The organism is Sandarakinorhabdus sp., assembly GCF_040398645.1.
Classification (GTDB): Bacteria; Pseudomonadota; Alphaproteobacteria; order Sphingomonadales; family Sphingomonadaceae; genus Sandarakinorhabdus.
In genome coordinates this window covers 8932-20900 of the sequence record NZ_JBBATR010000018.1, presented here as the reverse complement: position 1 = coordinate 20900, position 11969 = coordinate 8932, and the positions used below count along the sequence as shown (strand labels likewise).

General features: G+C 63.8%; 10 protein-coding genes. 4 read left to right on the top strand and 6 right to left on the bottom strand.

The window, feature by feature from the left end:
- Nucleotides 1-55: 55 nt before the first annotated feature.
- The 3 genes from rpsG to ABWP50_RS06025 all read right to left on the bottom strand — a co-directional run bounded on the left by rpsG (nucleotide 56) and on the right by ABWP50_RS06025 (nucleotide 1992).
- Nucleotides 56-526, bottom strand: a complete 471-nt coding sequence (gene rpsG, locus ABWP50_RS06035; RefSeq protein WP_353217090.1) for a 30S ribosomal protein S7 — start codon at nucleotides 524-526, stop codon at nucleotides 56-58.
- A gap of 14 nt (nucleotides 527-540) precedes the next feature.
- Nucleotides 541-912 (bottom strand): 30S ribosomal protein S12, encoded by a 372-nt coding sequence (rpsL, locus tag ABWP50_RS06030; RefSeq protein WP_017666954.1) that lies wholly within the window; start codon nucleotides 910-912, stop codon nucleotides 541-543.
- Between the two features lie 216 nt (nucleotides 913-1128).
- Nucleotides 1129-1992 (bottom strand): TauD/TfdA dioxygenase family protein, encoded by an 864-nt coding sequence (locus tag ABWP50_RS06025; RefSeq protein ID WP_353217089.1) that lies wholly within the window; start codon nucleotides 1990-1992, stop codon nucleotides 1129-1131.
- A 204-nt stretch (nucleotides 1993-2196) separates the two neighbouring features.
- On the opposite strand from ABWP50_RS06025, the gene ABWP50_RS06020 reads away from it, so the two are divergent.
- Nucleotides 2197-2838: a hypothetical protein gene (locus tag ABWP50_RS06020; RefSeq protein WP_353217088.1), complete on the top strand. Its 642-nt coding sequence runs from the start codon at nucleotides 2197-2199 to the stop codon at nucleotides 2836-2838.
- 12 nt (nucleotides 2839-2850) lie between these two features.
- Here the strand turns inward: ABWP50_RS06020 and secA are convergent, their stop codons facing one another.
- Both secA and ABWP50_RS06010 read right to left on the bottom strand, forming a co-directional pair.
- A complete protein-coding gene (secA, locus tag ABWP50_RS06015; protein WP_353217087.1) occupies nucleotides 2851-5580 on the bottom strand; it encodes a preprotein translocase subunit SecA in 2730 nt (909 codons plus the stop codon).
- 118 nt (nucleotides 5581-5698) lie between these two features.
- A complete protein-coding gene (locus tag ABWP50_RS06010; RefSeq protein ID WP_353217086.1) occupies nucleotides 5699-6037 on the bottom strand; it encodes a hypothetical protein in 339 nt (112 codons plus the stop codon).
- A 121-nt stretch (nucleotides 6038-6158) separates the two neighbouring features.
- Between ABWP50_RS06010 and ABWP50_RS06005 the strand changes: the two genes are divergently transcribed.
- The 3 genes from ABWP50_RS06005 to ABWP50_RS05995 all read left to right on the top strand — a co-directional run bounded on the left by ABWP50_RS06005 (nucleotide 6159) and on the right by ABWP50_RS05995 (nucleotide 10560).
- Complete coding sequence (locus ABWP50_RS06005) at nucleotides 6159-7667, top strand: YifB family Mg chelatase-like AAA ATPase (protein ID WP_353217085.1); 1509 nt, start codon at nucleotides 6159-6161, stop codon at nucleotides 7665-7667.
- Between the two features lie 518 nt (nucleotides 7668-8185).
- On the top strand, nucleotides 8186-10159 hold the full coding sequence (locus ABWP50_RS06000) for a TonB-dependent receptor plug domain-containing protein (protein ID WP_353217084.1): 1974 nt from the start codon (nucleotides 8186-8188) through the stop codon (nucleotides 10157-10159).
- Nucleotides 10159-10560, top strand: coding sequence for a MerR family transcriptional regulator (locus tag ABWP50_RS05995; RefSeq protein ID WP_353217083.1), 402 nt, complete (start codon nucleotides 10159-10161; stop codon nucleotides 10558-10560). Before ABWP50_RS06000 ends, ABWP50_RS05995 begins: the two co-directional genes overlap by 1 nt.
- A gap of 86 nt (nucleotides 10561-10646) precedes the next feature.
- Here ABWP50_RS05995 and ABWP50_RS05990 read toward each other — a convergent pair whose 3' ends face one another.
- Nucleotides 10647-11948, bottom strand: coding sequence for a dicarboxylate/amino acid:cation symporter (locus ABWP50_RS05990; RefSeq protein WP_353217130.1), 1302 nt, complete (start codon nucleotides 11946-11948; stop codon nucleotides 10647-10649).
- Between the last annotated feature and the right edge of the window lie 21 nt (nucleotides 11949-11969).

Here is an 11969-nt window from a genome sequence, read left to right as displayed (position 1 = left end):
CGGTTCGCGCCGGCCCGATATCGATAGTTTGCCGGCGCTGTTACCGCGCCGCCGGTTACCAGCGGTAGTGCGAGAAGGCGCGGTTGGCTTCCGCCATCCGGTGCGTGTCTTCGCGCTTCTTGACAGCCGAACCGCGGTTGGCCGCGGCGTCCATCAATTCAGCCGACAGACGCGCTGCCATGGTGTGCTCGCTGCGCTTGCGCGCGGCGGAGATGATCCAGCGAATGGCCAGCGCCTGGCTGCGTTCCGCGCGCACTTCGACTGGCACCTGATAGGTGGCACCGCCAACGCGGCGGCTGCGCACTTCGATGCCCGGGCGCACATTGGCCAGCGCATCGTGGAACACGCCGAGCGGCTCGCGGCGGCTCTTGGTTTCGACCACTTCCAGAGCGGAATAAACGATGGTTTCGGCCACCGATTTCTTGCCCTGCAACATGACGAGGTTCATGAATTTCGACAGCACCTGATCACCAAATTTGGGATCGGGCAGGATGACCCGCTTTTCGGGGCGACGACGACGTGACATTTTCTATATCCCCCTTATTTCGGACGCTTGGCGCCGTACTTCGAACGGCTCTGCTTGCGGTTCTTCACGCCTTGCGTGTCCAGCACACCGCGCACGATGTGGTAGCGCACGCCGGGAAGATCCTTCACGCGGCCGCCGCGAATCAGCACGACGCTGTGTTCCTGCAAATTATGGCCTTCACCCGGAATGTAGCCGATGACTTCAAAGCCATTGGTCAAACGGATCTTGGCCACCTTGCGCAAAGCCGAGTTCGGCTTCTTGGGGGTGGTGGTGTAAACGCGGGTGCAAACGCCCCGCTTTTGCGGGTTGGCCTCCATGGCCGGCACCTTGTTGCGCGCCTTTTGCGGCGTGCGACCCTTGCGGATCAACTGGTTGATCGTTGGCATCGTCTCTCTTCTATCGCTTCGACGGGGACCACCATGGCCCACCGCCTACTCCAGCGCCTGCCCCGTTGATGGCCTTTTGGAAAAAGCCCACCACATAAGCGCGAAAAGGCCTTCCGAAACCGGAAGACCCGTTTGCGCACGGTGCCGTCTGTCGCAACCCTTCTCGAATTTCCATCGATCGAGGAAGGGCGGCCTTAGCGGTTAGGGCGCGTCAGGTCAACCGCGCGCCGGATCGTAAAAAGGCTTGCAGCCGGCGATGGTCACCCGCTCCATCACGCGCCGGGCTGGAAAATAATCGCTGGCGGCAAAATGCTGAGTGGCGCGATTGTCCCAGAACGCGATGCTGCCGGCCTGCCAGCGGAAACGGCACTGGATTTCGGGGTTGCTCGCCGTTGCATAAAGCTGCGCCAGCAAATGCTCGCTCTCCGCCTTGCTCAGGCCGGGGATATGGCTGGTGAAGGCGGTGTTGACATACAGCGTGGGCGCGCCGGTTTCGGGATGGGTGCGCACCACCGGATGGGTTTGCGGCGGATATTTGGCGCGCAGATCATCGGCGGTCTTGCCCAGGCGCCCGGCAAACACCCGCGCGATATCGTGCACCGCATTCAGCCCGCGCACAAAGCGCTGCATTTGCGCACTCAGCGTCTGGAAGGCCAGATGCATGTCGACAAACAGCGTGTCGCCGCCGACCGCCGGCACCTCGATGGCGCGCAGGATCGAGCCCAGCGACGGCTGTTCCCGCCATGTCACATCGCTGTGCCAGGCGTTTTCGGTGCCGCGGCTGTCCGGCCCATGCGCGATGCGCAGGATTTCGGGATCGGCCTGGTCCTTGGGCGTGGCCGGGTGGATTTCCAGATCGCCAAAATGCCGGGCAAATTCGATGTGCTGCGCCGCCGTGATGTGCTGATCGCGAAAAAACACCACTTTGTGCGCCAGCAGCGCCGCCCGGATCGCCGGCACATGATCGGCAACATGCGCCGATCCCAGATCGATGCCATGGATTTCAGCGCCGATTGCCGGGGTCAGGGGCCGGATATCGAGCGTGCCAACCGCCGTTGCCGCCGCCATTGCCGTTGCCATCACATCTTCCCTCGCCGCCTTGATCAGACATTGAGTATCAATCCACGCCGGATCAACGGCAAGACGCAATTTTGGCAGGCCCGCCCGCAAAAACATACTGAATGATGCGGCGTTCCGGCCATCGCCCGCAATGGCCGTTGCCACAATCGAGACACATGCGCGCGGCAATGGCCTTCAACCGGTTCAACCGCTAAGACCACAGCCATGTCAGACCAAGCGCCTGAAACGCAAAATGCCGATCGCCTCGCCGACACGCCGGCTTTGCGCCGCATCGCGCGCTGGCTGCCGTTCGCGATGATGGGCCATTTCATTGTCGGTGTGCCGGCCCTGCTGATCTCGCTGGTGGTTGCATACGGCACCTTTGTGCAAGCCGGCGCCACACAACGAATGCAGCAGGCGGCGGCATGGCCGTTCGTGGCTTACCAGACGGGGAACTATACGGCTGACGGCCAACGCCTTGTAAATTTGTCCTTGACCAACAATGGCTTGGGGCCTGCAATCATCGGCGCCGTGGAGGTCAGCTTTCGCGGGCGCGCGCTGCGCTCGCCAGTTGATCTGCTCACGGCGTGTTGTGGCTATCGGGAGGGCCAGGCGATGCAGCTTCGCACATCGGCGATCGTCAACGTTGCACTGCGGCCGGGCGAGGAGCTGATGTTCATGAGCTTGCCGGCAGTGACCGCAAACGCCGGCATGGTTGACCGGCTAGACGCCGTTCGAGAGCAGATAAAGGTCCGCGCCTGCTATTGCTCGATCTTCGATGATTGCTGGACGATCGAAGGGCCCCAGGTCAAGCCGCGTCCGGTCAAAGCCTGCCCCACCAACTGGACGGTGTGGCGCCAGCGCTGACCGCCCCTCACCTCACAGCGCGCCGTGGCAGTGCTTGAACTTCTTGCCCGACTCGCACGGGCACAGCGCGTTGCGGCTGACCGAGCTGTGCCATTCGGCCAGATCGTCCGGATCGACATCAAGCAGCTCCGCAGCCTCCTGCGCCGCTTCCAGCATGCCTGCCGGCAGTGACGAGCCAAAGGCATCGAACGACATTGTCGGCGCAGCGGCGGCGCCAAAAGACCCGAACGCCGGCAGCGCGGCCTGCGGTTCATCTGCCTGCTGGCTGAACTGGGCGCCGGCCAGCATCCGCGTCACATCCTGGCGCACGCTGCCCAGCATGCGTTCGAACAGCGCAAACGCTTCACGCTTATACTCGTTGATCGGGGTTTTCTGGGCATAGGCGCGCAGGTGGATGACCGACCGCAGCGAATCCAGCGTCGCCAGATGTTCTTTCCAATGGTGATCAAGGGCTTGCAGCAAGAAGCTTTTTTCGATGCTCACCCAGGTTTCGGCTGGCAGATCGGCCGCCTTGGCAGCGACCAGCGCGTCGCTTTGCTCGATCAGGCGATCCACCATGATTTCGGGATCAATGCCCTCTTCCTTGGCCCAGACAGCAACATCGACATCAAGGCCGAGCGTGCCGCCCACATCTTCTGCCAAGCCGGCCACATCCCATTGCTCGGGGTAGCTGCCAACCGGGCAGCGCGCGGCGACGATGGCGTTCACGGCCTCGTGGCGCATATCCACCACCACATCGCCGACCGTATCGGAATCCATGATATCGGCGCGCTGCTCGTACACGACCTTGCGCTGGTCGTTCATCACATCATCATATTGCAGCAGCTGCTTGCGCACATCGTAATTGCGCGCCTCCACCTTTTTCTGCGCCGTTTCGATGGCCTTGGAAATCCACGGGTGGATGATGGCTTCGCCTTCTTCGAGGCCGGAGTTCATCAGGCGAGAGAGCATGCTTTGCTGGCCGAAAATGCGCAGCAGATCGTCATCCAGGCTGAGGTAAAAGCGCGACAGGCCGGGATCGCCCTGCCGGCCAGAGCGCCCGCGCAACTGGTTGTCGATGCGGCGGCTTTCGTGGCGCTCGGTGCCGAGCACGAACAAGCCGCCCGCGGCTTTCACCCGCGCGCGCTCTTCCTTCACCTGGGCGATGATATCGGCTTCGGCGGCTTCACGTTCCGGGCCAGCCGGCATGTCGGCCAGTTCGCGCGCAATGCGGGCTTCTTCATTGCCGCCCAATTTGATGTCGGTGCCGCGGCCGGCCATGTTGGTGGCGATGGTCACCGCGCCGATGCGGCCGGCCTGCTCGACGATCACCGCTTCCTGCTCGTGATAGCGGGCGTTGAGCACGACATGCTCGACACCTTCTTTTTTCAGATAATCGGACAGCATTTCGCTTTTTTCGATTGAGACCGTGCCCACCAGCACCGGCTGCCCGCGCGTCTGCGCTTCGCGCACCGATTTCACGATCGCCTTGTATTTGTCCTGGGCACTCTTGTAGAATTCATCATCAACATCGCGGCGCAGCACATCGACGTTGGTGGGAATTTCCACCACATTCAGCTTGTAGATATCGAAAAATTCGGCGGCTTCGGTGGCAGCCGTGCCGGTCATGCCGCCCAATTTGGGATACATGCGGAAATAATTCTGGAAGGTGATGCTGGCCAGTGTCTGGTTTTCCGGCATGATCTGCACGCCTTCCTTGGCCTCAACGGCCTGGTGCAGGCCTTCGGACCAGCGGCGGCCATCCATCATGCGGCCGGTGAATTCATCAATGATCACCACCTTGTTGTCGCGCACGATATAATCGGTGTCGCGCCGGAAGATCACGATGGCACGCAGCGCCTGGTTCAGATGGTGGACAACCTGCGTGTTTTCAAAATCATACAGGTTCTCGCCTTCCAGCAGGCCGGCAGCGGACAGCATCCGCTCCACCTTTTCGGTGCCGGCCTCGGTCAGGATTACCGATTTCTGTTTTTCGTCCACTTCGACATCTTCGCGCTCAAGCTCCTTCACCACGGCATTCACCGAGGTGTAGAGCGCCGATTTGTCGTCGGTCGGGCCGGAAATGATCAGCGGCGTGCGCGCCTCGTCGACCAGCACACTGTCAACTTCATCGACGACGGCGAAATTGAACGGCCGCTGCACCATCTGCTCGCGGCTGTATTTCATGTTGTCGCGCAGATAATCGAAGCCGAATTCATTGTTGGTGCCATAGGTGATATCGGCAGCATAAGCTTTCCGCCGCGCCTGATCGTCCAGATTGGGCACGATTACCCCAACGCTCAGGCCCAGAAACCGGTACACCTGCCCCATCCACTGCGCATCGCGGCTGGCCAGATAATCATTCACCGTGACGACGTGCACGCCCTTGCCGGTGAGTGCGTTCAGATACACCGCCAGCGTGGCCACCAGCGTCTTGCCTTCACCAGTGCGCATTTCGGCGATTTCGCCGCGGTGCAGCACGATGCCGCCCACCAGCTGCACATCATAATGGCGCTGGCCCAGCGCGCGCCTGGCGCCTTCGCGCACGGTGGCAAAGGCTTCGGGCAGCACATCATCCAGCTTTTTGCCCGCCGCGAGTTCAGCCTTCAGCTTGGGCGTTTGCGCCTGCAGATCGGCGTCCGACAGCGCCGCGATCTGCGGCTCCAGATCGTTGATGCGCTTGACCAATGGCCGCAGCGATTTCAAATAACGGTCGTTGCTGGACCCGAAAATGGTTTTGGCGAGACTGCCCAAAGCGAGCATGAAAATCCTGACCTGTTACTGGCGCGCGAAGGGGTGGCCCAATGCGCCTGGAGCAGCGGGGGATGTAGGGTGACCGGGCGGCAACGTCAATCGGCGCGGCCCGCCGTTCCCGCTGCAATCAGGGCTGGCTGTGGGGCAGGTTGTGGGGCGGGGATTGCGCCAGCAGCGCCAGCCGCGATTGGCGCGCGGTTCGGCGGCGACCGCGCCGCATGCCGAAATCCACCACGCGCCGCACCCGCGGATAGCGCCGTGTGTGCCGCAGATACTGCCGCCGCGCCCAGCGCGAATTCTGCAAGATCAAGGCCAGCCCGGCGCCCAGCACAACAATGCCGATCGGCGCCGGTGACAGCACACCGATCAAGCCGGCAATCGGCAGCAGCAGGATGCCCAGTACAATCTGGAACACCCGAAACGGCTCGGAACGAACCAATTGATCAAGAAATGCCGGCCGACTCATCTGCATACGGCAGCTACGGCCACCACATGGCAACGGTAAGGCAGCATTTGCACGCAGCGGCGCTATTTCCTAAGCGTTGCAGCCGGGTCACAGATGCCGGCTTGCACGCAGGAGACGATGAATGGTGGCCCATGTCGGCACGGTGGCGTTTCTGGGGCTGGAGGCCCGCAGTGTCGATGTGCAGGTGCAGGTATCCACCGGCCCGGTGAATTTCATCACCGTCGGCCTGCCCGACAAGGCGGTGAAGGAAAGCCGGGAGCGGGTGGCCGCCGCCCTGCACGCCATCGGGCTGTCGTTGCCGCCGCGCCGGGTGATCGTGAATCTGTCGCCGGCCGATCTGCCCAAGGAAGGCTCACATTATGATCTGCCCATCGCGCTGGGCTTGCTCGGTGCCATGGGCGTGATCCCGCAAGACGCGCTCGATGAATTTGTCGCGGTTGGGGAGCTTGGGCTTGATGGCGCCTGCCTGCCGGTGCCGGGCGTGCTGCTGGCCGCCATCCACGCCGGCGCCAACGAGCTGGGCCTGATCTGCCCCGCCGCGCAAGGCCCCGAAGCCGCCTGGGCCGGCGATGTCAACGTGCTGGCCGCGCCGGATCTGCTCAGCCTGATCAACCACCTAAAAGGCCAGATCATCCTGCCGCCGCCAGTGCGCGCCGAAGCCGAACGCACCCAGCGCGGCCCCGACATGGCCGACATCAAGGGCCAGGAAACCCCCAAGCGCGCCGTTGAAATCGCAGCGGCGGGCGGGCACAACTTGCTGATGTCCGGCCCGCCCGGCTCCGGCAAATCGCTGCTTGCCGCCGCGCTGGCCGGCATATTGCCCGATCTCACCCCGGCCGAAGCGCTGGAGGTGTCGATGGTCGCCTCCATCGCCGGCAATCTGGAGGGCGGCAAATTGAAACGCAGCCGGCCGTTCCGCAGTCCGCACCACAGCGCATCGATGGCCGCGCTGGTCGGCGGCGGCACCAAGGCGCGGCCCGGCGAAGTATCATTGGCGCATCTGGGCGTGCTGTTCCTCGATGAATTGCCCGAATATCAGCGCGGCGTGCTCGACAGTTTGCGCCAGCCGCTGGAAACCGGCCAGGTGCAAGTCGCCCGCGCCGCCGCGCACGTGACCTATCCAGCCCGCGTGCAGTTGATCGCCGCGATGAACCCCTGCCGCTGCGGCTACCTGTCCGATCCCGCCCAGGCCTGCTCCCGCGCGCCGCGCTGCGCCGCCGATTACCAGAGCAAATTGTCCGGGCCACTGCTTGACCGCATCGATCTGCATATCGAGGTGCCCGCACTCAGCGCCGCCGATTTGTCGCTGCCGCCGCCCGCCGAAACCAGCGCGCACGTGGCCGCCCGGGTCGCCGCCGCAAGGGCCATACAAACCGCCCGCTACGCCGGCACCGCCACCCGCACCAACGCCGAAGCCGACGGCAAGCTGCTCACCGCGCACGCCGCCCCGGATGCCGAAGGCGCCCGCCTGCTCACCCAGGCCGCCGACAGCCTGCGCCTCTCCGCCCGCGGCTACGCCCGCGTGCTGCGGGTGGCCCGCACCATCGCCGATCTCGCCGGCAGCGAAAACGTCACCCGCACCCACATCGCCGAAGCCCTCAGCTACCGCCGCCGCCCACCCGTGAACTGAACCCCTCTCTCCCACGGGCTTCCGGGCCGGGAGAGGGCGACTCGCCGCCGGCGAGCGGGGTGAAGGGGGGCCGGCAGCACAAATCCAGAAACAGAAAATGCATAGCCTCCGGCGGGCAGGGGTGACCCCTGCACCCGATTCTTGTTCGGGCGCGCTTGAAGGCAGGATTGAGACTGGATTGTCGGTCATTCCTTTTGCGCATTGCCATGGCCCGAAGCGGCCATTCACGGCTAAGCAACTGGGCCAAGCGGGATGGCTGATCCTGCGACGTTGCGGCCGTTCCTGTAAAGGCCGCAGAACGACGACTTCCAGCAAGAGCTGACGCTAGCGCGGTTGCTCCTGCGATATCGCCGGGCAGCCTATCGTCAATACGGTATAAAAGGCAGCCACGTGGATCAGACTGGATGGGCAGGCCAATTGTCATCAAGCTATTGACCCCGTAGCGGCTACAGGGTCTAGCGGAAACGACAGGACGCTCTGCGACCGCCGGAGCGACCCGTCTGGAGCACTTCGTGAGCATGCGTTTTCTGCCCGTTGCTGTTCATCATCTTGCACTCGCGGCAAGCCTTGCTTGCGGATCGGGCGCCGTGCCCGTGCTGGCCCAGGTAGCCCCAGCAGAGGAGGCGGACGCGGAGATCATTGTCCAGGCGACGCGTTCGGGCCGCAGCGCCGACAAGGAGGCGATCCGCGTCGAGATTATCGAGCGCGAGGAAATCGAAGAAAAGATCCTCATGACGCCGGGCAATGTGGCAATGCTGGTCGCCGAAACGCCGGGTGTTCGGGTCCAGGTGACTTCGCCGTCGTTGGGCTCGTCGAACATCCGCATGCAGGGCATGGACGGGCGCTACACCCAGTTGCTTGGCGATGGCCTGCCGCTCTACGGCGGGCAGGCATCGTCCGCTGGCATCCTGCAGATACCGCCGACCGATCTTGGCCAGGTCGAAGTCATCAAGGGCGCGGCATCCGCCCTCTATGGCGCGTCAGCGCTGGGCGGCGTCATCAATTTCGTGTCGCGCCGGCCAACCGACGTTGCCGAAGCTGATGCGCTGCTCAACCGGACCAGCAGGGGCGGCCAGGACCTTACCGCCTACGCCGCTGTGCCGGCGGGGAAAACCGTCGGCGTCTCGGTCACCGGTGGCTTTCATCGGCAGGATGCCAATGATCTCGACGGGGATGGTTGGGTCGACATGCCGTTCTACCGGCGCTGGACCGTGCGGCCGCGCCTTTTCGTCGAAGGGACAAGCGGCGCCAACCTGCTGCTGACCGCAGGTGCCATGACCGAGGACCGTACCGGCGGCACGCTGCCGGGGCGAACCGCGCCCGACAGGCAACCCTTCGTGGAGGCGATCGACACCACCCGCTTCGATGCGGGATTGGTCGGCGAAGCGCCGCTCGCCGATGCGGTGACGCTCCATGCCCGCGGCTCGCTGATGCGACAGACGCACCGCCACCAGTTCGGCGACGTGATCGAAGAAGACCGCCATGAGACCAGCTTTGGCGAACTGTCGCTGAGCGGCAGGGACCGAGGGCTCGACTGGCTCGCTGGCGCCGCCGTGCAGCACGATGGCTACCATTCCGAGCAGTTCAGCAACTTCGATTATGATTTTGTCGTGTCTGGACTGTTTGGCCAGATGGAGGCTGACATCGCCGACAGGCTTACCCTTTCGGCAAGCGCCCGGCTCGACCGGCACAGCGAATATGGCACTTTTCTCAGCCCGCGCGTTTCGGCGCTTTACAAGCCTGGCCCTTGGACGTTCCGGGCCGCGTGGGGTCGCGGCTTCTTCGCGCCAACACCGTTTGTCGAGCAGATTGAGGCGACCGGCCTCTCGCGCCTCGATCCGCTGGAGGGACTACAGGCGGAGATGGCGCAGACCGCTTCGCTGGATATCGGCTATCGCAGCGGCGGGTTCACTGCCAGCATGACATTGTTCGGGTCCGACATCGATGGCGCCGTGCAGGTGCAGAATGCCGGGTCCGACCGCTCAAGGCTGATCAATGCAGCCGGAACCACGCGGACACGCGGGGTCGAACTGATGGCGCGCTACCGCTGGGACGCGTTCACCCTGACCGGCAACTATGTTCACATAGATGCGACAGAGCCAGACCCAGATGCCGGCGGTCGGCGGCGGGTGCCGCGGGTGCCACGTGACACCGCCGGCCTCGTTGCCATGTGGGAGCAGCATGGCCGCGGCAGGATCGGGCTTGAGGCCTATTATACCGGCCGCCAGACGTTGGACGAAAATCCGTTCCGCTCGGTCGGCCGGCCCTATGTCGAGCTCGGGGCGCTGGCGGAGGTGGTGCTTGGCTCTGTCAGACTGTTCCTCAACGCCGAGAACATCCTGAATGTCCGCCAGACGAAGTTTGACCCGCTGGTGCGCCCGTCGCGGGCGCCGGACGGCCGCTGGACCGTCGACGCCTGGGCACCGACTGACGGATTCGTGTTGAATGGCGGCGTGCGGTTGATGTTCGGCGGCGAAAGGGATCACCACTGATGGCAACGACGATCGGTGATCTGGCCCGCGCGACCGGCACCAAGGTCGAGACGGTCCGCTATTACGAGCGCATCGGCCTGCTGCCGGTACCGCCCCGAACGAGCAGCAATTACCGCAGCTATGGCGCCGCAGAACTGGCGCGGCTGTCGTTTATCCGGCGAGCGCGCGACCTCGGTTTTTCAATTGAACAGGTCCGCGCTCTGCTCACCCTCTCCGACGACAGGCAGGGTGATTGTGCCAGCATCGACGAGATCGCCCATACGCACCTTGCGGAGGTCGAGCGCAAGCTAGCTGACCTGAAGGCGCTTCGCCGCGAGCTGAAAGCGGTAATCACCTCGTGCAAAGGCGGAGCGGTGGCAGACTGTCGGATCATCGAGGCATTGGCACCTGTCCGAGCGTGATCGATCACCCGGCATGGCAACCGAACAGCCGGCAAATCGCCCAACAGCCGCCATCAGGCCCACGCCAAATCAATCGGGTGCAGGGGTCACCCCTGCCCGCCGGAGGCCACTTCCTTCGCCGTGAGTGGCACGGGCACGGGCACGGGCGCCGGCGCCTCCGCCGCATCCCATTTCGCGATCACGGCTGTCGCCACGGCATTGCCGATCACGTTGGTCGCGCTGCGGCCCATGTCGAGGAAATGGTCCACCGCCAGGATCAGCAGCAGCCCGGCTTCGGGGATGTTGAAATAGGGCAAAGTCGCGGCGATCACCACCAATGATGCGCGCGGCACGCCGGCGATGCCTTTGGAGGTGATCATCAGCAGGCCGAGCATGGCGATTTCCTGGCCCAGCGACAGATCAATGCCATAAGCCTGCGCGATGAAGATGCTGGCAAAGGCGCAATACATCATCGAGCCATCGAGGTTGAAGCTGTAGCCCAGCGGCAGCACGAACGACGCGATGCGGGTGGGCACGCCGTAGCGTTCCAGCGCATCGAGCAATTTGGGATAGGCTGCTTCGGACGACGCGGTGGCGAAGGTGATCAGGAAGGGTTCGCGGATGGTGGGGATCAGGCGCTTGACCTCCCCCACGCCAAGCACCACCGCGCCGGCGCCGAGCAGAAACGCCCACAGCACCGCCAGCGCCAGATAGAAACCGCCAACGAATTTGCCGAACGTCCACAGGATGCCCAGCCCTTCGACGGCAATCGATGAAGCGATAGCGGCGAATACGGCAAACGGCGCCACCTTCATCACATAGCCGGTGATCACCAGCATCATGTGCATGATGGCATCCAGGCCCTTGTTGATCGGTTCGGCGCGCGCGCCCATCTGGATCAGCGCCACGCCGGCAAACAGGCTGAACACCACGATCTGCAGCACTTCGTTGGTCGCCATCGCCTCGATGATCGATTTGGGGAAGATATGCCCGATGAACTCTTTCAGATCGAACGTCTTGGTGGCCACGCCTGAGGCCGCGTCCACCGCCGGCAGCGCCAGCCCGACGCCGACACCGGGGCTGAGCAGATTGACCATCAAGATGCCGAGCCCGAGGCTGAAGATGCTGGCGGCGATGAACCAGGCCAGGGTGCGCACGAAGGTGCGGCCGACAGCGCCGCCAGAGCCCATGTGCGCGATGCCCACCGTGAGCGTGGCCAGCACCAGCGGCGCGATGATCATCTTGATCAGGCGCAAGAATACATCGGTGATGATCGACAAATAGCCGGCAATGGCCTTGGCCTGATCGGCAGGCACATTGCTGTTGATCGCCCAGCCGACGGCAAGGCCGGCAAACAGGCCGATGAGAATCCAGCGGGTGAGACTGTTGGTGGGCTTCATGGCCGGCATGGTTCGGGCAGCGCCGCCGCG

Excerpts from the sequence above, each read along its gene's own strand:
- ABWP50_RS05995 (WP_353217083.1), top strand. The coding sequence starts at position 10,159 with ATGGCAACGACGATCGGTGATCTGGCCCGCGCGACCGGCACCAAGGTC.
- ABWP50_RS06005 (WP_353217085.1), top strand. The coding sequence starts at position 6,159 with ATGGTGGCCCATGTCGGCACGGTGGCGTTTCTGGGGCTGGAGGCCCGC.
- ABWP50_RS06010 (WP_353217086.1), bottom strand. The coding sequence starts at position 6,037 with ATGAGTCGGCCGGCATTTCTTGATCAATTGGTTCGTTCCGAGCCGTTT.
- ABWP50_RS06000 (WP_353217084.1), top strand. The coding sequence starts at position 8,186 with ATGCGTTTTCTGCCCGTTGCTGTTCATCATCTTGCACTCGCGGCAAGC.
- ABWP50_RS06025 (WP_353217089.1), bottom strand. The coding sequence starts at position 1,992 with ATGGCAACGGCAATGGCGGCGGCAACGGCGGTTGGCACGCTCGATATC.
- secA (WP_353217087.1), bottom strand. The coding sequence starts at position 5,580 with ATGCTCGCTTTGGGCAGTCTCGCCAAAACCATTTTCGGGTCCAGCAAC.
- ABWP50_RS05990 (WP_353217130.1), bottom strand. The coding sequence starts at position 11,948 with ATGCCGGCCATGAAGCCCACCAACAGTCTCACCCGCTGGATTCTCATC.
- rpsL (WP_017666954.1), bottom strand. The coding sequence starts at position 912 with ATGCCAACGATCAACCAGTTGATCCGCAAGGGTCGCACGCCGCAAAAG.
- ABWP50_RS06020 (WP_353217088.1), top strand. The coding sequence starts at position 2,197 with ATGTCAGACCAAGCGCCTGAAACGCAAAATGCCGATCGCCTCGCCGAC.
- rpsG (WP_353217090.1), bottom strand. The coding sequence starts at position 526 with ATGTCACGTCGTCGTCGCCCCGAAAAGCGGGTCATCCTGCCCGATCCC.